General features: G+C 71.5%; 18 protein-coding genes. 17 read left to right on the top strand and 1 reads right to left on the bottom strand.

From position 1 onward, the window contains the following. Positions 1 to 106 precede the first annotated feature (106 nt). The gene (locus tag ACZ3OF_RS01825; protein WP_361666822.1) at positions 107 to 1048 is read right to left on the bottom strand and encodes a cation diffusion facilitator family transporter; all 942 of its coding nucleotides are present in this window, start codon (positions 1046 to 1048) and stop codon (positions 107 to 109) included. A 405-nt stretch (positions 1049 to 1453) separates the two neighbouring features. Between ACZ3OF_RS01825 and ACZ3OF_RS01830 the strand changes: the two genes are divergently transcribed. The 17 genes from ACZ3OF_RS01830 (at position 1454) to ACZ3OF_RS01910 (ending at position 21299) form a co-directional block, all read left to right on the top strand. After that, positions 1454 to 3265, top strand: coding sequence for a DUF5941 domain-containing protein (locus ACZ3OF_RS01830; protein WP_361667325.1), 1812 nt, complete (start codon positions 1454 to 1456; stop codon positions 3263 to 3265). Further along, positions 3262 to 3999 carry a phosphocholine cytidylyltransferase family protein gene (locus tag ACZ3OF_RS01835; protein WP_467302101.1) on the top strand — a complete coding sequence of 246 codons (738 nt, stop codon included), beginning with the start codon at positions 3262 to 3264 and terminating at the stop codon, positions 3997 to 3999. Before ACZ3OF_RS01830 ends, ACZ3OF_RS01835 begins: the two co-directional genes overlap by 4 nt. Continuing rightward, complete coding sequence (locus ACZ3OF_RS01840; protein WP_361666820.1) at positions 3987 to 5048, top strand: iron-containing alcohol dehydrogenase family protein; 1062 nt, start codon at positions 3987 to 3989, stop codon at positions 5046 to 5048. Before ACZ3OF_RS01835 ends, ACZ3OF_RS01840 begins: the two co-directional genes overlap by 13 nt. Beyond that, positions 5026 to 5805 (top strand): CDP-alcohol phosphatidyltransferase family protein, encoded by a 780-nt coding sequence (locus tag ACZ3OF_RS01845; protein ID WP_467302104.1) that lies wholly within the window; start codon positions 5026 to 5028, stop codon positions 5803 to 5805. Before ACZ3OF_RS01840 ends, ACZ3OF_RS01845 begins: the two co-directional genes overlap by 23 nt. A gap of 77 nt (positions 5806 to 5882) precedes the next feature. Then, positions 5883 to 6761: a glycosyltransferase family 2 protein gene (locus ACZ3OF_RS01850; protein ID WP_361667323.1), complete on the top strand. Its 879-nt coding sequence runs from the start codon at positions 5883 to 5885 to the stop codon at positions 6759 to 6761. 48 nt (positions 6762 to 6809) lie between these two features. Next, a complete protein-coding gene (locus ACZ3OF_RS01855) occupies positions 6810 to 7739 on the top strand; it encodes an ABC transporter permease (RefSeq protein WP_361666818.1) in 930 nt (309 codons plus the stop codon). Next, positions 7732 to 8517: an ABC transporter ATP-binding protein gene (locus ACZ3OF_RS01860; protein ID WP_361666817.1), complete on the top strand. Its 786-nt coding sequence runs from the start codon at positions 7732 to 7734 to the stop codon at positions 8515 to 8517. The genes ACZ3OF_RS01855 and ACZ3OF_RS01860 overlap by 8 nt, the downstream gene beginning before the upstream one ends. Positions 8518 to 8636: 119 nt before the next feature. Further along, positions 8637 to 9290: a TetR/AcrR family transcriptional regulator gene (locus ACZ3OF_RS01865; protein WP_361666816.1), complete on the top strand. Its 654-nt coding sequence runs from the start codon at positions 8637 to 8639 to the stop codon at positions 9288 to 9290. 315 nt (positions 9291 to 9605) lie between these two features. After that, positions 9606 to 10523 carry a squalene synthase HpnC gene (gene hpnC / locus ACZ3OF_RS01870; protein ID WP_361666815.1) on the top strand — a complete coding sequence of 306 codons (918 nt, stop codon included), beginning with the start codon at positions 9606 to 9608 and terminating at the stop codon, positions 10521 to 10523. After that, positions 10520 to 11470, top strand: a complete 951-nt coding sequence (hpnD, locus tag ACZ3OF_RS01875) for a presqualene diphosphate synthase HpnD (RefSeq protein ID WP_467302107.1) — start codon at positions 10520 to 10522, stop codon at positions 11468 to 11470. The genes hpnC and hpnD overlap by 4 nt, the downstream gene beginning before the upstream one ends. A gap of 82 nt (positions 11471 to 11552) precedes the next feature. Continuing rightward, complete coding sequence (gene hpnE, locus ACZ3OF_RS01880) at positions 11553 to 12962, top strand: hydroxysqualene dehydroxylase HpnE (protein ID WP_467302108.1); 1410 nt, start codon at positions 11553 to 11555, stop codon at positions 12960 to 12962. Beyond that, entirely contained in the window at positions 12959 to 14059 is a 1101-nt protein-coding gene (locus tag ACZ3OF_RS01885) for a polyprenyl synthetase family protein (RefSeq protein WP_361666810.1), read from the top strand. The genes hpnE and ACZ3OF_RS01885 overlap by 4 nt, the downstream gene beginning before the upstream one ends. Positions 14060 to 14166: 107 nt before the next feature. Next, positions 14167 to 16149 carry a squalene--hopene cyclase gene (gene shc, locus ACZ3OF_RS01890; RefSeq protein WP_467302111.1) on the top strand — a complete coding sequence of 661 codons (1983 nt, stop codon included), beginning with the start codon at positions 14167 to 14169 and terminating at the stop codon, positions 16147 to 16149. Further along, complete coding sequence (locus ACZ3OF_RS01895; RefSeq protein ID WP_467302113.1) at positions 16149 to 16856, top strand: phosphorylase family protein; 708 nt, start codon at positions 16149 to 16151, stop codon at positions 16854 to 16856. Before shc ends, ACZ3OF_RS01895 begins: the two co-directional genes overlap by 1 nt. A gap of 7 nt (positions 16857 to 16863) precedes the next feature. Further along, positions 16864 to 17886 carry an adenosyl-hopene transferase HpnH gene (gene hpnH, locus ACZ3OF_RS01900; RefSeq protein ID WP_361440256.1) on the top strand — a complete coding sequence of 341 codons (1023 nt, stop codon included), beginning with the start codon at positions 16864 to 16866 and terminating at the stop codon, positions 17884 to 17886. Between the two features lie 147 nt (positions 17887 to 18033). Further along, complete coding sequence (gene dxs, locus ACZ3OF_RS01905) at positions 18034 to 19917, top strand: 1-deoxy-D-xylulose-5-phosphate synthase (RefSeq protein WP_467302117.1); 1884 nt, start codon at positions 18034 to 18036, stop codon at positions 19915 to 19917. Next, a complete protein-coding gene (locus ACZ3OF_RS01910; RefSeq protein WP_467302118.1) occupies positions 19914 to 21299 on the top strand; it encodes an aspartate aminotransferase family protein in 1386 nt (461 codons plus the stop codon). Before dxs ends, ACZ3OF_RS01910 begins: the two co-directional genes overlap by 4 nt. Positions 21300 to 21370 lie beyond the last annotated feature (71 nt).

Raw genomic sequence — 21370 nt, forward strand, 5'->3', positions numbered from 1 at the left:
GACCGGGCGCTGCCGCACTGGGCAGCCTCCATCGCGACGGTCATCAACCTCAGCTCCTCTCCACACCGCATGTCTGTCCGAGAAGGCTAGCAGTCACGGACTGGGGTCACAGGCAGAGTTTCGCCTCGTGGGCGGCGTGCCCGGCGGGCTCCAGCTGGAAGGTGCAGTGCTCCACGTCGAAGTGGTCGCCCAGGCAGCCCTGCAGCTCGTGCAGCATCTTCTCGTGGCCGACGGCGTCGAGTGCCGCCTGGGTCACGACCACATGGGCGGAGAGCACCGGCATTCCGGACGTGATCGTCCAGGCGTGCAGATCGTGGACGTCCTCGACGCCCGGCAGCGCCAGTATGTGCGCCCGTACCTCGGCCATGTCGACGCCCTTCGGGGCGGACTCCAGCAGGACGTCCAGGGTCTCGCGGAGCAGCTTGACCGTGCGCGGCACGATCATCAGGCCGATCAGGATCGAGGCGATCGGGTCGGCGTACTGCCAGCCGGTGGCGAGGATGATGCCCGCGGAGACGAGGACCGTCACCGAGCCGAGCGCGTCCGCCAGCACCTCCAGATAGGCGCCCCGCACATTGAGGCTCTCCTTCTGGCCGCGGACCAGGAGCGAGAGCGAGACCATGTTGGCGACCAGGCCGACCAGCGCGAACGCGATGGTCAGTCCGCCCTTGGTCTCGGCCGGCTCGATGAACCGCTGGATCGCCTCGTACAGCACGTACGTGCCGACACCGAGCAGCAGCAGACAGTTGGCCAGCGCGGCCAGGATCTCGGCCCGGGCGAAGCCGTAGGTACGGGTCTGCGTGGGCGGGCGGTTGGCGAAGTGGATCGCGAGCAGCGCCATCGCCAGGCCGACGGCGTCGGTCGCCATGTGGGCCGCGTCGGCGATCAGGGCCAGCGAGTCCGCGACGATGCCGCCGACGATCTCGACCACCATCACGGACAGTGTGATCGCGAGCGCGATCCGCAGCCGGCCCCGGTAGGCCGCGGCCGCGGTCCCCGTGGGCGGCGGTCCTCCGTGACTGTGCCCGTGGTCGTGTCCAGCCCCCATGACATGGCCTCCCCGTCGTCTCGTTTCCGGTGCCCGAGCCGCAAGTCAACTACGGGAGGGGGGTATGTGCAACACGGTACTGAAGACCGTTGTCATATCATCTGACCTGCGGTGATGCGGACCTGGTGGGAGGGCGTGCGAGGGTGGGTACGGGCCGCGGGGAAGCGCGGTTTGTGGGGCGGCCTGTCGATCACCCATGATGATCTCCGTAGGGCATGGCTCACTCGGGCGGATTCGAGTGGGCCCGGGGGAGTCCGCACCGCAAAGCCTCGGTGAACTCCCGCCCTCGTTCATCCGATAGCCTCAGCCGACGTGCGAGCCGCCCGATGCCGGGCGGAGCCGCCGTGCCCGGGGCGTGCCATGGGCCCCGCGGGCCCGCCCGTCAGCTCCAAGGAGTGAGTTCGTCTGTCGACCGCCATCCTCACCGGTCCGCCGGTACCCGGATCGTCGCTCGACGGCGATCTGCGGTCGCTGGGCTTCGACGTACGGGTCGCCTCCGGCCCGCAGGACACCGGCGCGCTGCTCGCCGCCGTACCCGCTGGTGAGCGGGTCGCCGTCGTCGATCCTCGCTTCGTCGGACACCTGCACGCTCTGCGGCTGGCCCTCACCGACCCCCGCTTCCCCGCCGCCGCGGCGCCCGGCGCGCTCACCGCGCAGCCCGAGGCCCGCCCGGCGCTCGCCCGTGCGCTGACCGACGCCTACGCCTCGGTGCCCGGCGCGCCGGCGGCACCCGCCTCCGCCGCCACCGACGAGAACCTGCCCGACGCGCTCGCCGACGCCCTCGACGCCGACGGCGTCGCCGTGCACCGGCCCGCGCTCGGCACCCTCGTCGCCGCCGTGCCGACCGACGCCGAGGCCCGCCACGAGGCCCGCTCCGCCGTCGCCGCCGTCGACGACGAGGCCGTACGACTGCGCTCCGCGGTGAAGGCCCACGACGGCTTCTTCACCACCTTCTGCGTCAGCCCGTACTCGCGCTACATCGCCCGCTGGTGCGCCCGGCGCGGTCTCACCCCCAACCAGGTCACCACGGCCTCGCTGCTCACCGCACTGATCGCGGCCGGCTGCGCCGCCACCGGCGAGCGCGGCGGCTACATCGCCGCAGGCGTGCTGCTGCTGGTCTCCTTCGTCCTGGACTGCACCGACGGACAGCTCGCCCGTTACTCCCTGCAGTACTCGACGATGGGCGCCTGGCTCGACGCCACCTTCGACCGCGCGAAGGAGTACGCGTTCTACGCGGGCCTCGCGCTCGGCGCCGCGCGGAACGGCGACGACGTCTGGGCGCTCGCGCTCGGCGCGATGGTCCTGATGACCTGCCGCCATGTCGTGGACTTCTCCTTCAACGAGGCGAACCACGACGCCGCGGCGAACACCAGCCCCACCGCGGCCCTCTCCAGCCGGCTCGACAGCGTCGGCTGGACCGTCTGGGCCCGCCGGATGATCATCCTGCCGATCGGCGAGCGCTGGGCCATGATCGCGGTCCTCACCGCCGTCACCACCCCCCGGATCGTCTTCTGGGCCCTGATCGTCGGCTGCGCCTTCGGCGCCTGCTACACCACCGCCGGGCGCGTGCTCCGCTCCCTGACCCGCAAGGCGAAGCGGACCGACCGGGCCGCCCAGGCGCTCGCCGACCTGGCGGACACGGGGCCCCTCGGCGAGCTGGTCGCCCGGTCGACGAAGCGGCAGCCCTTCCGGCTGGCCCTCGCCGTGATCGGCGTCGGGTTCCTCCTCGCCGCGGCACTGATCGAACCCTTCGGCAGCAAGATCGTCGTCTTCGCGGCCGTCCTGTACGTCGTGATCAGCGGCAGCGTGGTCGCGCAGCCGCTGAAGGGCGCGCTCGACTGGCTGCTCCCGCCGCTCTTCCGGGCCGCCGAGTACGGCACGATCCTGATCCTGGCCGCCCGCTCCGAGGTGAACGGCGCCCTGCCCGCGGCTTACGGCCTCGTGGCCGCCGTCGCCTACCATCACTACGACACGGTGTACCGCATTCGCGGCGGCACCGGCGCTCCGCCCGCGTGGCTCGTGCGCACCGTCGGCGGTCACGAGGGCCGCACGCTCCTGGTGACCGTGCTCGCCGCCCTGGCGAGCAGCGGCACCGATTTCACCCTGGCGCTCACCGCTCTGGCGGTCGTCGTCGCGCTCGTGGTGCTCGTGGAGTCCATCCGCTTCTGGGTGTCCTCGGGAGCACCCGCCGTACATGACGAAGGAGAAACCGCATGATCGGCCTCGTACTGGCAGCCGGTGCCGGACGGCGTCTGCGCCCCTACACCGACACGCTTCCGAAGGCCCTCGTGCCTGTCGACGGTGACACCACCGTCCTCGACCTCACGCTGAAGAACTTCGCGGAGGTCGGCCTCACCGAGGTCGCCATCGTCGTCGGCTACCGCAAGGAGGCCGTGTACGCGCGCAAGGAGGCCCTGGAGGCCGCCTACGGCGTCTCGATCACCCTGATCGACAACGACAAGGCCGAGGAGTGGAACAACGCCTACTCCCTGTGGTGCGCGCGTGAGGTCCTCAAGCGCGGTGTGATCCTCGCCAACGGCGACACCGTCCACCCCGTCTCCGTCGAGAAGACGCTGCTCGCGGCGCGCGGCGAAGGCCGGCGGATCATCCTCGCCCTCGACACCGTCAAGCGTCTCGCCGACGAGGAGATGAAGGTCGTCGTCGCCGAGGGCAAGGGCGTCGAGAAGATCACCAAGCTGATGGACCCGGCCACCGCCACCGGCGAGTACATCGGTGTCACCCTCATCGAGCCCGAGGCCGCCGAGGCGCTCGCCGACGCGCTGAAGGCCACCTTCGAGCGCGACCCCGACCTCTACTACGAGGACGGCTACCAGAAGCTCGCCGACGACGGCTTCATGATCGACGTGGAGCCCATCGGCGACGTCAAGTGGGTCGAGATCGACAACCACGACGACCTCGCGAAGGGCCGTGAGATCGCGTGCCAGTACTGACCCGGCTGATCCCCTCGCCGGTCGTCGTCGACATCCGCCGCGGAGCGATGGAGGACCTCTCCACGCTCCTGGCCGACCAGCGGATCTCCAGCAACGGCCGGATCGCCGTCGCGATCAGCGGCGGCTCGGGCCTGAAGCTGCGTGAGCACTTCGCCCCCGAGCTGCCCGGAGCCGACTGGTACCCCGTCGACGGCGGCACCATCGACGCGGCCGTGAAGCTCGCCGACGCCATAAGGGGCCAGCGCTACGACGCGGTGGTCGCCCTGGGCGGCGGCAAGATCATCGATGTCACCAAGTACGCGGCGGCCCGGGTCGGCCTGCCGCTGGTCGCCATCGCCACGAACCTGTCGCACGACGGGATCTGCTCCCCGGTCTCCACCCTGGACAACGACAACGGGCGCGGCTCGTACGGGGTGCCCACCCCGATCGCGCTGGTCATCGACCTCGACGTGATCCGGGACGCCCCCGTGCGCTACGTCCGCTCCGGGATCGGCGACGCGATCTCCAATCTCTCCGCCATCGCGGACTGGGAGCTCTCCCACCGCGAGACCGGCGAGCCGGTCGACGGCCTCGCCGCGGCCATGGCCCGCAGCGCCGGCGAGGCGGTGCTCCGCCACCCCGGCGGCGTCGGCGACGACGACTTCCTCGTCACGCTCTCCGAGGGCCTCGTGATGTCCGGCATCGCCATGTCGATCAGCGGCGACACCCGGCCCTCCTCGGGCGCCTGCCACGAGATCAGCCACGCCTTCGACCTGCTCTTCCCCCAGCGCGCCGCCAGCCACGGCGAGCAGTGCGGCCTCGGCGCCGCCTTCGCGATGCACCTGCGCGGTGCCGCCGAGGGCTCGCTGGGCATCGTCGAGACGCTGCGCCGCCACGGGCTGCCCGTGACGCCCGAGGAGATGGGCTTCAGCGTGGACGAGTTCGTCCGTGCCGTGTCCTTCGCCCCGCAGACGCGTCCCGGCCGCTTCACCATCCTCGAACACCTCGACCTCTCCGACGACCAGATCAGGGACGCGTACGCCGACTATGCCAAGACCATCCGTAGCTGAACTCCGCCCGGTCGTGCACCCGGCGGGTGTGAAGGACCGGCGTAGCGGAGAGCACTGGGGCGGCCGCCTGTACATGCGCGAGATCTCGCTGCGCATCACCCGCCGCCTGGTGACCACGAAGATCACGCCGAACCAGCTGACGTACGTCATGACCCTCTTCGGCGTGCTCGCCGCCCCGGCGCTGCTCGTGCCGGGGATCTGGGGCGCCGTCCTCGGTGTCGTCGCGGTCCAGATGTACCTGCTGCTCGACTGTGTCGACGGCGAGGTCGCCCGCTGGAAGCAGCAGTTCTCGCTCTCCGGCGTCTACCTCGACCGCGTCGGCGCCTACCTGTGCGACGCCGCCGTGCTGGTCGGCTTCGGCCTGCGCGCCGCCGACCTGTGGGGCACCGGCCGTATCGACTGGCTGTGGGCCTTCCTCGGCACGCTCGCGGCGCTCGGCGCCGTCCTGATCAAGGCGGAGACCGACCTCGTCGGTGTCGCGCGCCACCAGGGCGGGCTGCCGCCCGTCAAGGAGGCGGCGAGCGAGCCCCGCTCCTCCGGCATGGCCCTCGCCCGCCGGGCGGCCTCGGCGCTGCAGTTCCACCGCCTGGTCCTCGGTATCGAGGCGTCCCTGCTGATCCTGGTCCTGGCGATCATCGACGCGGTCCAGGGCGGTCTGTTCTACACCCGGCTCGGTGTCGCGGTGCTCGCGGGCATCGCGCTCCTCCAGACGGTCCTGCACCTGGTGTCGATCCTGGCGTCGAGCCGGCTGAAGTGAGGCCGGGGGACATGGCGAGGGTGCGGACGACAGACGAGACGACGACGAGCGCGGGGAGGACGAACGTGACCACGGCGATGAAGCTGGGTGCCGTCATCATCACGATGGGCAACCGGCCCGACGACCTGCGCGCGCTGCTGGAGTCAGTGGCCAAGCAGGAGGGTGACCCGGTCGAGGTCGTCGTCGTCGGCAACGGCGCCCCTGTCACGGGGGTGCCCGAGGGCGTCCACACCATCGACCTGCCCGAGAACCTCGGCATCCCCGGCGGCCGTAACGTCGGCATCGAGGCGTTCGGCCCCGGCGGCCCCTGCGGGCCCGTCGACGCCCTCCTCTTCCTGGACGACGACGGACTGCTGGACCGTACGGACACCGCCGAGCTGATCCGCGAGGCGTTCACCGCCGATCCGAGGCTGGGCATCATCAGCTTCCGGATCGCGGACCCCGAGACCGGTCTCACCCAGCGCCGGCACGTCCCGCGGCTGCGCGCCTCCGACCCGATGCGGTCCTCGCGCGTGACCACCTTCCTCGGCGGTGCGAACGCCGTGCGCACACAGGTCCTCACCGAAGTCGGCGGACTGCCGGACGAGTTCTTCTACGCGCACGAGGAAACCGATCTCGCCTGGCGGGCGCTCGACGCCAACTGGATGATCGACTACCGTTCCGACATGGTGCTGCTCCACCCCACCACGCCACCGTCCCGGCACGCGACGTACCACTACAACGTGGCCCGCAACCGGGTATGGCTGGCCCGGCGCAACCTCCCCGCTCTGCTCGTTCCGGTCTACCTCGGTGTCTGGCTGCTGCTGACCCTCGCGCGGCGCCCCTCCGGCCCCGCCCTCAAGGCGTGGATCGGCGGTTTCCGGGAAGGCTGGGCCGCCCCCTGCGGACCGCGTCGGCCCATGAAATGGCGTACGGTGTGGCGGCTGACCCGACTGGGACGCCCGCCCGTCGTCTGACACGTGGTGCCCGATCTGCCGCGCATCCGAATACGAAAGTTTCGACCTGTGAGTGACACAACCCACGACGGTGCGGTCGCGACCAGCGCCCCGCCATCCGCCGACGACGGCCTGTCCCCGGCCGAGCTGGCCGCGAAATACGGTCTGTCGGTCAGCGGCGCCCGGCCCGGGTTCTTCGAGTACATCCGCCAGCTCTGGGGACGGCGCCACTTCATCCTCGCCTTCTCCTCGGCGAAGCTGACGGCGCAGTACAGCCAGGCGAAGCTCGGCCAGCTCTGGCAGGTCGCGACCCCGCTGCTCAACGCGCTGGTCTACTTCCTGATCTTCGGCCTGATCCTGGATGCCGGCCGGGGCATGGAGACCAAGGTCTACATCCCCTTCCTGGTGACCGGCATCTTCGTGTTCACCTTCACGCAGAGCTCGGTCATGGCGGGCGTACGGGCGATCGCGGGCAACCTCGGACTCGTCCGGGCCCTGCACTTCCCGCGCGCCTCGCTGCCCATCTCGTTCGCGCTCCAGCAGCTCCAGCAGCTGCTCTTCTCGATGATCGTGCTGGCCGCGGTCGCGATCGCCTTCGGCAGCTACCCCTCGCTGAGCTGGCTGCTGCTGATCCCCGCGCTGTTCCTGCAGTTCGTGTTCAACATCGGTCTGGCCATGATCATGGCGAGGATGGGCTCCAAGACCCCCGACCTCGCCCAGCTCATGCCGTTCGTCATGCGCACGTGGATGTACGCGTCCGGCGTGATGTTCTCGATCCCGGTGATGCTCGCGGACAAGCCGGCCTGGATCGCCGACGTGCTCATGTACAACCCCGCCGCCGTCTACATGGACCTGATCCGCTTCGCGCTGATCGACGGTTACGGCTCCGAGAACCTGCCCTCGCACGTCTGGGCGACCGCCCTCGGCTGGGCCCTGGCGATCGGCATCGGCGGCTTCGTCTACTTCTGGAAGGCCGAGGAGAGGTACGGCCGTGGCTGACCCCACCCTGGGACGCGTTCCCACCGTCATCGCCGACGACGTCCACATCGTCTACCGGGTCAACACCGGTGGCGGCGGCAAGGGCAGCGCCACCGCGGCCCTCAGCCGGATGCTCGGCCGCGGCAAGGCCGAGGTCACCCGCGGCGTCCGCAAGGTGCACGCGGTGCGCGGCGTCACCTTCACCGCGTACCGCGGCGAGGCCATCGGTCTCATCGGCAGCAACGGATCCGGCAAGTCGACCCTGCTGCGCGCCATCGCCGGCCTGCTCCCCACCGAGAGCGGCAAGGTGTTCACCGACGGTCAGCCCTCGCTCCTCGGCGTCAACGCGGCGCTCATGAACGACCTGACCGGCGAGCGCAACGTGATACTCGGCGGCCTTGCCATGGGAATGAGCAGGGAAGAGATCCGCGAGCGCTACCAGGGGATCGTCGACTTCTCGGGCATCAACGAGAAGGGCGACTTCATCAGCCTGCCCATGCGGACGTACTCCTCCGGCATGGGTGCCCGGCTCCGCTTCGCCATCGCGGCCGCCAAGAACCACGACGTCCTCATGATCGACGAGGCGCTCGCGACCGGTGACCGCAAGTTCCAGATCCGCTCCGAGCAGCGCATCCGGGAGCTCCGCAAGGAGGCCGGCACGGTCTTCCTGGTCAGCCACAGCAACAAGTCGATCAGGGACACCTGCGACCGGGTCCTGTGGCTGGAGAAGGGCGAGCTCCTCATGGACGGCCCCACCGAGGAAGTCCTGCGGGCGTACGAGCGCGAGACCGCGAGGTAGCACCCGAACCGCATACGAAGGCCCCCGCCGGTCCCGGTGGGGGCCCTCGTATGCCCCGGGCCGGGCCCCGGCCCCCCACCTGGAATGTTCATGCGGTCAACATCGGGCAGGATGAGCGCATGGCAGCGATCTCGGGGGGAAAGTCCTACCACCACGGCGATCTGCGCAACGCGCTGATCTGCGCCGCCGTCGACCTCGCCACCGAGGGCGGTCCCGAGCGCGTCGTGCTGCGCGAGGCGGCCCGCAGGGTCGGCGTCTCGCCCACCGCCGCCTATCGGCACTTCGAGGGCCGGGGCGAGCTGCTCGGAGCCGTCAAGATCCATGCCCAGCGGGCGCTCGCCGAGTCCATGGAGCGTGCCGCCGCCCGAGTCCCGGGCGCCGACGACCCCACTGTTGCCGCGGAGCTCCGCCTCGCCGCCCTCGGCCGCGGCTACGTCGGCTTCGCCGTGGACCAGCCCGGCCTCTACCGGGCGGCCTTCTGCACCCCGCGCGCGGCCTGTGGCGACGCCTGGGCGCCCCCCGGCCGCCCGGCCGAACCCGAACCCGAGATCCGCGCGTTCGCCCTGCTCACGGAGGCCCTGAACGCCCTGGCCGGGGCGGGCCGCAGCCCGCGCCGCGCCCGTCCGGCCGCCGAGGCCGCCGCGTGGTCGGCCGTGCACGGACTGTCACTCCTGCTGCTCGACGGCCCGCTCGGCCGCCTCCCGGAGCAGCGCCGCGCCGACGTCGTCGAGTCCACCCTCGCCCTGATGGTCTCCGGCGCCCGCGCCGACTGACGGCCGACAGGATGTGAACCACCGCTCCCTGCAAGGGGGTTGACATGGCCGGTGATGTTTTCGCCCGGGGCCCGGCACCCCGACGAGGCGCTCGGCGTTGTACAACGTAAGCTGTACCGGTGCTGATTCGTGGCAAGTGGGGCGATAACCCCTAGGCATCCCGGCCGTCATGCGGTGAGCCCCCCGGGGAGGACCGGTGGCGTGTCCGAAATAGGATGGATTGGATCGGCAGTGTAGAACAGGAGATATGACGGCCATGACGCGAAATCTCCAGCTCCACGAGGGTGTCGCCGTCCCCGCGTCGGGCAGCGGCCAGTGACGCCGACCCGACAGGTACGCCCCGACGCCTCCTCCCGCGCCACGCTCGACAAGGCCGCGGACGAGAACTTCCCCGTGGCGCCCTTCTTCCTGCCGCGCGCCTGGCGCGATGACCTCATGGCCGTCTACGGCTACGCCCGGCTCGTCGACGACATCGGCGACGGCGACCTCGCCCCCGGCGGAGCCGACGCCCGCCACCTCGGCGTCGCCCCCGAACGGGCCGAGGACCGGCTCGTCCTGCTCGACGCCTTCGAGGCCGACCTCCTGCGGGTCTTCGACGGCACCCCGCGCCACCCCCTGCTCCGCGCCCTCCAGCCCACCGTGCGGGACCGCGCCCTCACCGCCGAGCCGTTCCTCGGCCTGATCGAGGCCAACCGCCAGGACCAGGTCGTGCGCCGCTACGAGACCTACGACGACCTCGTGGCGTACTGCGAACTCTCCGCGAACCCCGTCGGACGGCTCGTCCTCGGGATCACCGGAACCGCCACCCCCGAGCGCATCCGCCGCTCCGACGCCGTCTGCACCGCCCTGCAGATCGTCGAACACCTCCAGGACGTCGCCGAGGACCTCGGCCGCGACCGGATCTACCTGCCCGCCGAGGACATGAAGCGCTTCCACGTCACCGAGGACGACCTCGCCCGGCCGAGCGCGAACGCGTCCGTACGCGCCCTGATCGCCTTCGAGGCGGCGCGCGCCCGCGCCCTGCTCGACGACGGCGTCCCGCTGGTGGGCAGCGTGCACGGCAGGCTGCGGCTGCTGCTGGCCGGCTTCACGGCCGGTGGACTCGCGGCGCTCGACGCCGTCGCCGCCGCCGGAGGCGGGTTCGACGTCCTGGCGGGGTCGCCCAGGCCCACCAAGCCGAGTCTGTTGCGTGAAGCGGGATCGATTTTGCTCAGAGCGCGGAGAGAGGGGTGAGCCGGACCGTGGAGGAACAGACGGAGACGTCCGCGCCGGTACAGGCCGCGTACAGCTACTGCGAGGCCGTCACCGGACAGCAGGCCCGCAACTTCGCCTACGGGATCCGGCTCCTGCCGACCGAGAAGCGACAGGCCATGTCCGCGCTGTACGCGTTCTCACGGCGCGTCGACGACATCGGCGACGGCACGCTCGCCCCCGAGGCCAAGCGGGACCGGCTCGAAGCGACCCGTGGGCTCCTCGACCGGATCCGGCAGGGCGGGGTCGACGAGGACGACACCGATCCCGTCGCCGTGGCCCTCGCCGACGCCTCCCGGCGCTTCCCGATCCCGCTCGGCGGGCTCGACGAGCTCATCGACGGCGTGCTGATGGACGTACGCGGCGAGACCTACGAGACCTGGGACGACCTCAAGGTCTACTGCCGCTGCGTCGCGGGCGCCATCGGGCGGCTCTCGCTCGGCGTCTTCGGCACCCAGCCGGGCGCGCAGGGCGTCGAACGCGCCCCCGAGTACGCCGACACGCTCGGGCTCGCCCTCCAGCTCACCAACATCCTCCGGGACGTACGCGAGGACGCCGGCAACGGACGCACCTACCTGCCCGCCGACGACCTCGCCAAGTTCGGCTGCGGCGAGGGGTTCGCGAGCCGGACCTCGCCCGCCGGCGCCGACTTCACCGGCCTCGTCCACTTCGAAGTCCGCCGCGCCCGCGCCCTGTTCGCCGAGGGGTACCGGCTCCTGCCCATGCTCGACCGGCGCAGCGGCGCCTGCGTCGCCGCGATGGCCGGGATCTACCGCCGCCTCCTCGACCGGATCGAGCGCGACCCGGAGGCGGTGCTGCGCGGTCGCGTGTCGCTGCCCGGCCGCGAGAAGGCGTACGTCGCCGTGCGCGGCCTCTCCGGACTCGACACCCGGCACATCTCCCGACGGGTCGTCAGGAGGCGCGCCTGATGCGCGCGTACGATCCCGGGCACCGGGCAACCCGGCGGCGCCTCGCGGCGTCCCTGACTGCGACCATCCGAGGGGAGGCCTCGTGACCACCGACGGCATCACCCCGCACCGCGCGGCCGGTGCCGGCGCGACCGCCGTCGTCATCGGCGGCGGACTCGCCGGGATCACCGCCGCGCTCCAACTGGCCGACGCCGGACTGCGCGTCACACTCCTCGAAGGCCGGCCACGGCTCGGCGGACTCGCCTTCTCCTTCCGGCGCGGCGAACTCACCGTCGACAACGGGCAGCACGTCTACCTGCGCTGCTGCACCGCCTACCGGTGGTTCCTCGACCGCGTCGAAGGCGCCCACCTCGCGCCCCTCCAGGACCGGCTCGACGTGCCCGTCCTCGACGTCGCCCACCCCCGCGGCCCCCGCCTCGGACGGCTGCGGCGCGCCAACCTGCCCGTACCTCTGCACCTCGCGCAGAGCCTGGCGACCTATCCCCACCTCTCGCTCGCCGAGCGGGCGAGCGTCGGCCGCGCCGCACTCGCGCTCAAGAGGCTGGACCCCGCCGACCCCGCCCTCGACGGCATCGACTTCGCCACCTGGCTCGGCCGCCACGGCCAGTCCCCCCGCGCGGTCGAGGCCCTGTGGGACCTGGTCGGCGTCGCCACCCTCAACGCCACCGCGCCGTACGCCTCCATGGGTCTGGCCGCCATGGTCTTCAAGACCGGCCTGCTCTCCGACCCGGGCGCCGCCGACATCGGCTGGGCGCACGTCCCCCTCGGCGAGCTCCACGACACCCTCGCGCGCAAGGCCCTCGACTCCCTCGGCGTACGGACCGTGCTGCGGACCAAGGCCGAGCGGATCACCCGTACCGTGGACGGCCGATGGAGCGTCGAGGTGCCGGGGGAGACGCTCGAGGCCGACGCCGTCGTCCTCGCCGTGCCGCAGCGCGAGACCCACGAGCTGATCCCCGAGGGCGCCATCGACGACCCCGACCGGCTTCTCGACATCGGCACCGCGCCCATCCTCAACGTGCACGTCGTCTACGACCGCAAGGTGCTCAAGCAGCCCTTCTTCACCGCGCTCGGCTCCCCGGTGCAGTGGGTCTTCGACCGCACCGACTCCTCCGGTCTCAAGGGCGCCGGACAGTACCTGGCCGTCTCCCAGTCCGCCGCCCAGGACGAGATCGACACGCCCGTCGCCGAGCTGCGCGAGCGCTACCTCCCCGAGCTCGAGCGCCTGCTGCCCGCCGCACGCGGCGCCGGGATCCGGGACTTCTTCGTCACCCGGGAGCGGACAGCGACGTTCGCCCCCACTCCGGGCGTCGGCCGGCTCCGCCCCGCCGCCCGCACCCACGCCCCCGGCCTGTACCTGGCCGGCGCTTGGACCGCCACCGGCTGGCCCGCGACCATGGAGGGTGCCGTCCGCAGCGGTTTCAGCGCCGCAGGCGCCGTGCTCTCCGCCCTCGGCCGCCGCCATGAACATCCGCTGCAGGAGGCGGCATGAGTGTGAGTACTGGAACAAGAGGAGAGACCGTGCCGACTGTGCCCCCGGTGAACCCGGCCGTCGACACCGCCGACGTCACCGCTCTGCTGGAGCGCGGGCGGACCCTGTCCACCCCCGTCCTGCGGGCGGCCGTCGACCGGCTCGCCCCGCCCATGGACACCGTGGCCGCCTACCACTTCGGCTGGATCGACGCGCAGGGCAACCCCACCGAGGGGGACAGCGGCAAGGCCGTCAGGCCCGCCCTCGCGCTGCTCTCGGCCGAGGCCGCGGGCGTCGCCCCCGAGGTCGGCGTCCCCGGCGCCGTCGCCGTGGAGCTGGTCCACAACTTCTCGCTGCTGCACGACGACCTGATGGACGGCGACGAGCAGCGGCGCCACCGCGACACCGTCTGGAAGGTGCACGGCCCCGCGCAGGCGATCCTCGTCGGCGACGCGCTCTTCGCGCTCGCCAACGAGCTGCTGCTCGAACTCGGCACCGTCGAGGCCGGCCGCGCCACCCGCCGGCTGACCACCGCCTCCCGCAAGCTCATCGACGGACAGGCCCAGGACATCTCCTACGAGCACCGCGAGCGGGTCACCGTCGAGGAGTGCCTGGAGATGGAGGGCAACAAGACCGGCGCCCTGCTCGCCTGCGCCGTCTCCATCGGGGCGGTCCTCGGCGGCGCCGACGACCGCACGGCCGACAAGCTGGAGGAGTACGGCTACCACCTCGGCCTCGCCTTCCAGGCCGTCGACGACCTGCTCGGCATCTGGGGCGACCCGGAGGCCACCGGCAAGCAGACCTGGAGCGACCTGCGCCAGCGCAAGAAGTCCCTGCCCGTCGTCGCCGCCCTCGCGGCCGGTGGCCCGGCCTCCGAGCGGCTCGGTGAACTGCTCGCCGCCGACGCCAAGAGCAGCGACTTCGACTCCTTCTCCGAGGAGGAGTTCGCCACCCGCGCGGCCCTGATCGAGGAGGCCGGCGGGCGCGAGTGGACCTCCGAGGAGGCCCGCCGCCAGCACACCATCGCCATCCGGGCCCTGCACGAGGTGGACATGCCCGAGCGCGTCCGGGCCCAGCTCACCGCGCTCGCCGACTTCGTCGTCGTACGGAAGAGATGATCACCATCACCCTGATATGAGTGCGCAGTCGCCGGCCGGTGCCACCGGGCATCGGCCGACGGCAGACCCGAAGAAGCAGAAGTATTCGACTGCACGAAGGGGAAGCCATGACAGCGACGACCGACGGAAGCGCCGGGGCCGTGGGCCCCCGGGCAGCCGCGGCCTGCGACACCACCACCACCGCGCCGGCGACCGGCCTCGACGAGGCCGCGAAACGGGCCGCGGAACGCTCCATCGACCATCTCCTCGGCCTCCAGGACGCCGAAGGATGGTGGAAGGGCGACCTGGAGACCAACGTCACCATGGACGCCGAGGACCTCCTTCTGCGCCAGTTCCTCGGCATCCTGGACGCGGAGACCACCCGGGCCGCCGCCCTGTTCATCCGCGGCGAGCAGCGCGAGGACGGCGCCTGGGCCACCTTCTACGGCGGACCCGGCGAGCTCTCCGCCACCATCGAGGCGTACGTGGCGCTGCGCCTCGCCGGGGACCTGCCCGAGGCCCCCCACATGGCCCGCGCCGCCGCGTGGGTCCGCGAGCGGGGCGGGATCGCAGCCTCCCGGGTCTTCACCCGGATCTGGCTCGCCCTCTTCGGCTGGTGGAAGTGGGACGACCTGCCCGAGCTGCCACCCGAGCTGATCTTCCTGCCGAAGTGGTTCCCGCTCAACATCTACGACTTCGGCTGCTGGGCCCGGCAGACCATCGTGCCGCTCACCGTCGTCTCCGCCAAGCGGCCGGTACGGCCCGCGCCCTTCCCGCTGGACGAACTGCACACCGACCCGGCCCACCCGAACCCGGCCAAGCCCTCCGCGCCGGTGGCGAGTTGGGACGGTGTCTTCCAGCGGCTCGACAAGGCGCTGCACCTGTACCACAAGGTCGCGCCGCGCAAGCTGCGCAAGGCCGCCATGAACGTGGCCGCCCGCTGGATCGTCGAGCGGCAGGAGAACGACGGCTGCTGGGGCGGGATCCAGCCTCCCGCGGTCTATTCGGTGATCGCCCTGCACCTCCTGGGCTACGACCTGGGCCACCCGGTCATGCGGGCCGGCCTGGAGTCCCTCGACCGCTTCGCCGTGTGGCGCGAGGACGGCGCGCGCATGATCGAGGCCTGCCAGTCGCCCGTCTGGGACACCTGTCTGGCCACCATCGCCCTCGCCGACGCGGGCCTCCCGGCCGACCACCCGGCCCTCGTGCGGGCCGCCGACTGGATGCTCGGCGAGGAGATCGTCCGGCCCGGCGACTGGGCCGTCCGCCGGCCCGGACTGCCCCCGGGCGGCTGGGCGTTCGAGTTCCACAACGACAACTACCCGGACATCGACGACACCGCCGAGGTCATCCTCGCCCTCCGCCGCGTCCGGCACCCCGACCCCAGCCGGGTCGAGTCGGCCATCGCCCGGGGCGCGCGCTGGACCCTCGGCATGCAGTCGAGGAACGGCGCGTGGGCCGCCTTCGACGCCGACAACACCAGCGCCTTCCCCAACCGGCTGCCGTTCTGCGACTTCGGCGAGGTCATCGACCCGCCCTCGGCCGACGTCACCGCCCATGTGGTGGAGATGCTCGCGCACGAGGGCAAGGCCCAGCACCCTCGTACCCGAAGGGGAGTCGAGTGGCTGCTCGCCGAACAGGAGCCGAACGGAGCCTGGTTCGGACGCTGGGGGGTCAACTACGTGTACGGCACGGGCTCGGTGGTCCCGGCGCTCACCGCCGCCGGGCTGCCCCGCTCCCACCCCGCGATCCGCCGGGCCGTCGCCTGGCTGGAGTCCGTACAGAACGAGGACGGCGGCTGGGGCGAGGACCTGCGCTCGTACAAGGAGCAGGCCTGGATCGGGCACGGCGCATCGACCGCGTCGCAGACCGCCTGGGCGCTGCTCGCCCTGCTCGCCGCCGGCGTACGTGACTCCAAGGCCGTGGAGCGGGGGGTCGCCTGGCTCGCCGGGACGCAGCGCCCGGACGGCTCCTGGGACGAGCCGTACTTCACCGGGACCGGCTTCCCCTGGGACTTCTCCATCAACTACCACCTCTACCGGCAGGTGTTCCCGCTCACGGCGCTCGGCCGCTACGTGAACGGCGAACCGGCTGTCTCCAAGGAGGGCTGATGGGCGAAGAGCCGGGGCCCTCGGCCGGCTCCTCCGCGCCGCTGCTGATCGCCTGCGCGCTCGGCATCGAGCAGCTCGCCCTGCGCAGCGGCGAGCGCGCAGGCGCGCCCGGCGCGTTCACCGTCGTCCGTACGGGCATGGGCCCGGGCCACGCCCGCAGGACCGTGGCCCGTGTGCTGGGCCAGGAGCCCTGGCGGGACGCCGTCGTCATCGCGGCGGGCTTCTGCGCCGGGCTGGCTCCCGGAATGCACCCCGGGGACCTGATCGTCGCCGACGAGACGCGGGGCGCGCCGGGAGGACCCGACGGCGCCAGGCCAGGTAGCGCCGGGAGCGCCGCGGGCGGGGGCACCACGCCCTGTACCGGGACAGAGCTCCTGGTGAAGGCCCTGACCCGGGCGCTGCCCGGGCGGACCGTCCACACCGGCCCGCTGGCAGGCTCCGACCACATCGTGCGCGGCCACGAGCGGTCCGAGCTGCGGGCCACCGGCGCCATCGCGGTGGACATGGAGTCCGCTGCCACCCTCCACACGGCGCTGGACGCCGGGCCCCGTCCGGTTGCGGCCGTACGGGTGGTCGTGGACGCTCCAGAACATGAACTGGTCCGGATCGGCACGGTACGCGGTGGAATATCTGCTTTCCGTGTTCTTCGTGCCGTCCTTCCCGCATTCTTCGAATGGCACCGTTCTTTGCTGCTCCCCAGGAGGTGAGCGAGTTATGGCCATGCCGCTCCGTCAGTCCATCCGGGTCGGGACCTATCTCATCGAACAGAAGCTCCGCAAGCGGGACAAGTTCCCGCTCATCGTCGAACTGGAGCCCCTGTTCGCCTGCAACCTCAAGTGCGAGGGCTGCGGAAAGATCCAGCACCCGGCCGGTGTGCTCAAGCAGCGGATGCCGGTCGCCCAGGCCGTCGGCGCCGTCCTGGAGTCCGGGGCGCCGATGGTCTCCATCGCGGGCGGCGAGCCCTTGATGCACCCTCAGATCGACGAGATCGTGCGCCAGTTGGTGGCGAAGAAGAAGTACGTCTTCCTCTGCACCAACGCGATGCTGCTGCGTAAGAAGCTCGAGAACTTCACTCCCTCCCGCTACTTCGCCTTCGCCGTGCACATCGACGGTCTGCGCGAGCGCCACGACGAATCCGTCGCCAAGGAGGGCGTGTTCGACGAGGCGGTGGCGGCGATCAAGGAGGCCAAGCGGCGCGGCTTCCGGGTCACCACCAACTCGACCTTCTTCAACACCGACACCCCGCAGACCATCATCGAGGTGCTCAACTACCTCAACGACGACCTCCAGGTCGACGAGATGATGATCTCGCCCGCCTACGCCTACGAGAAGGCCCCGGACCAGGAGCACTTCCTCGGTGTCGAGCAGACCCGGGAGCTCTTCAAGAAGGCCTTCGCCGGCGGTAACCGGGGCCGGTGGCGGCTCAACCACTCCCCGCTCTTCCTGGACTTCCTCGAGGGCAAGGCCGACTTCCCCTGCACGGCGTGGGCGATCCCGAACTACTCGCTCTTCGGCTGGCAGCGCCCCTGCTACCTGATGAGCGACGGCTACGTCCCCACGTACCAGGAGCTGATCGAGGAGACCGACTGGGAGAAGTACGGCCGGGGCAAGGACCCGCGCTGCGCCAACTGCATGGCGCACTGCGGCTACGAGCCGACCGCCGTCCTCGCCACCATGGGCTCGCTGAAGGAGTCCCTGAGAGCGGCCCGCGAGACCGTCTCCGGCAACCGCGGATGACGTGACGGGCACGGGAGGTCCCGCGACGCCACGGGGCGCGGGCCTCCCGCACGGCCGAGGACGTACGACCCCGGGTCTCCGGCCCGGGCGTACGGCCCCGGGTGCACGGCCGAGGACGTACGGCCGAACGACGAAAGGGGGCCGAGCATGACGATTCTGGAGAACATCCGGGGGCCGCGCGACCTCCGGCCGCTGAGCGGCGCGGAGCTCGACGCACTGGCCGCGGAGATCCGGCAGTTCCTGATCCACGCCGTCGCCAGGACGGGTGGCCATCTGGGACCCAACCTCGGCGTGGTGGAGCTGACCATCGCGCTGCACCGGGTCTTCGACTCGCCCGACGACCGCATCCTCTGGGACACCGGGCACCAGAGCTATGTGCACAAACTCCTCACCGGCCGCCAGGACTTCTCCAAGCTGCGCAGCAAGGGCGGACTCTCCGGCTATCCCTCCCGCGAGGAGTCCGAGCACGACGTCATCGAGAACTCGCACGCCTCGACCGTCCTCGGCTGGGCCGACGGACTGGCCAAGGCGAACGAGGTGTCCGGCCGCCTCGACCACGTCGTCGCCGTCATCGGTGACGGCGCCCTGACCGGCGGTATGGCCTGGGAGGCGCTCAACAACATCGCCGCCGCCCGCGACCGGCCCCTGATCATCGTCGTCAACGACAACGAGCGTTCGTACGCCCCGACGATCGGCGGCCTCGCCCAGCACCTCGCCGCCCTGCGGACCACCGACGGCTACGAGCGCGTCCTCGCCTGGGGCAAGGACGTCCTCCAGCACACACCCGTGATCGGGCAGCCGCTCTACGGGTCGCTGCACGGCGCGAAGAAGGGGTTCAAGGACACGTTCGCGCCCCAGGGGCTCTTCGAGGACCTGGGCCTGAAGTACGTCGGTCCCGTCGACGGCCACGACATCGGCGCTGTCGAGTCCGCGCTGCGCCGCGCCCAGCGCTTCCACGGTCCCGTCCTGGTCCACTGCCTGACGGAGAAGGGCCGCGGCTACCGTCCCGCCCTGGAGGACGAGGCGGACCGCTTCCACGCCGTCGGCGCCATGGACCCGCTCACCTGCGCACCCCTCGCCCCGTCGGCCGGACCCTCCTGGACCTCCGTCTTCGGGGAGGCCGTCGCCGAGCTCGGGGCCGAGCGCCCGGACGTCGTGGCGATCACCGCCGCCATGCTCCACCCCGTCGGCCTGACGAAGTTCGCCGAGCGGTTCCCCGACCGGGTCTGGGACGTGGGGATCGCGGAGCAGCACGCCGTCGTCTCCGCCGCGGGCCTGGCCACCGGCGGTCTCCACCCCGTCGTGGCGGTGTACGCGACCTTCCTCAACCGGGCCTTCGACCAGCTGCTCATGGACGTCGCCCTGCACAGGTGCGGGGTCACCTTCGTCCTGGACCGGGCCGGCGTCACCGGCACCGACGGCGCCTCGCACAACGGCATGTGGGACCTCTCCGTCCTCCAGGTCGTGCCGGGCCTCCGGATCGCCGTCCCACGCGACGCCGAGCAGCTCCGCGCCCAGCTGCGCGAGGCCGTCGACGTCGACGACGCCCCGACCCTGCTGCGCTTCCCCAAGGAGACGGTGGGGGAGCCGGTCCCGGCGGTCGGGCGGATCGGCGGGATGGACGTCCTGCTGGAGCCCTCGGGGCCGGGCGCGGAGGTGCTCCTCGTCGCCGTCGGTGTCATGGCCGACGTCTGCCTCCAGGCCGCCGATCTGCTCGCCGGACGCGGCATCCACTGCACCGTCGTCGATCCGCGCTGGGTCAAACCCGTCGACGACGCCCTGGCCCCGCTCGCCGAGCGCCACCGCCTGGTCGCCGTCGTCGAGGACGGCATCCGCACCGGCGGCGTCGGCGCGGCCGTCGGCCAGGCCCTGCGCGACGCCGGCGTCGACGTCCCGCTGCGGACCTTCGGGATCCCCGAGCAGTTCCTCGGCCACGCCAAGCGCGGTGAGCTACTCGCCGACCTCGGCCTGACCCCGGTGGAGATCGCCGGGCGGATCAGCGCCGCACTGACCCGGAAGAAGGGGCGATGAGCAAGGAGTTCGACCTCTCGGCACTGCTCGCCGAACGCGGCGCGGAGCGCTACGAGCTGCACACCCGGTACCTCAACCACCAGCTCCCGCGCATGCTGCACACCATCGGCTTCGACAAGGTCTACGTACGGGCCGAGGGCGCCCACTTCTGGGACGCCGACGGCGGCGACCATCTCGACATGCTGGCCGGCTTCGGCGTCATGGGCCTCGGGCGGCACCACCCTGTCGTCCGCAAGGCCCTCCACGACGTCCTGGACGCCTCGCTCGCCGACCTCACCCGCTTCGACTGCCAGCCGCTGCCCGGGCTGCTCGCCGAGAAGCTGCTCGCCCACAGCCCGCACCTCGACCGCGTCTTCTTCGGCAACAGCGGTACGGAGGCGGTGGAGACCGCGCTGAAGTTCGCCCGGTACGCCACCGGGAAGCCCAGGATCCTCTACTGCTCCCACGCCTTCCACGGTCTGACCACCGGCTCCCTCTCGGTCAACGGCGAGAAGGGCTTCCGGGACGGCTTCGCCCCGCTGCTGCCCGACACCGCGATCGGGCTCGGCGACCTCGACGCCCTGGAGCGCGAGCTGCGCAAGGGTGACGTCGCCGGGTTCGTCGTCGAACCCATCCAGGGCAAGGGGGTGCACGAGGCCCCGCCCGGCTTCCTGCGCGCCGCCCAGGAGCTGCTGCACCGGCACGGGGCGCTGCTGATCGCCGACGAGGTGCAGACCGGGCTCGGCAGGACCGGGGACTTCTACGCGTACCAGCACGAGGACGGCGTCGAACCGGATCTGCTCTGCGTCGCCAAGGCGCTCTCCGGCGGCTACGTGCCGGTCGGCGCGACGCTCGGCAAGGACTGGATCTTCAAGAAGGTCTACTCGTCCATGGACCGCGTCCTCGTCCACTCCGCCAGCTTCGGGTCGAACGCTCAGGCCATGGCCGCCGGGCTCGCCGTGCTGTCGGTCATGGAGAACGAGGGGACGGTGGCGCACGCACGCCGGATCGGCGAGCTGCTCTCCTCGCGACTCAGGGAGCTGGTGCCGCGCTATGAGCTGCTGCACGAGATCCGCGGGCGCGGCCTGATGATCGGGATCGAGTTCGGGCGGCCCTCCTCGCTCGGACTGCGCAGCCGGTGGACGATGCTGCAGACCGCCCGCAAGGGCCTCTTCGCGCAGATGGTCGTCGTGCCGCTGCTCCAGCGCCACCGGATCCTGACCCAGGTGTCGGGGGACCACATGGAGGTGATCAAGCTGATTCCGCCGCTGATCATCGACGAGGCGGACGTGGACCGCTTCGTGACCGCGTTCACGGCCGTGATGGACGACGCCCACGCGGGCGGCGGGCTGATGTGGGACTTCGGAAAGACGCTGGTCAAGCAGGCGGTGGCCCAGCGCTGACCATTGCGCGACACGGGCCTTTGCCTCTGGGGCAAGAAAGTTGCCTCAGAGGAAAGTTCCTGGCGGAATGG

The sequence above is a fragment of the Streptomyces sp. NPDC022552 genome (genome assembly GCF_055561875.1).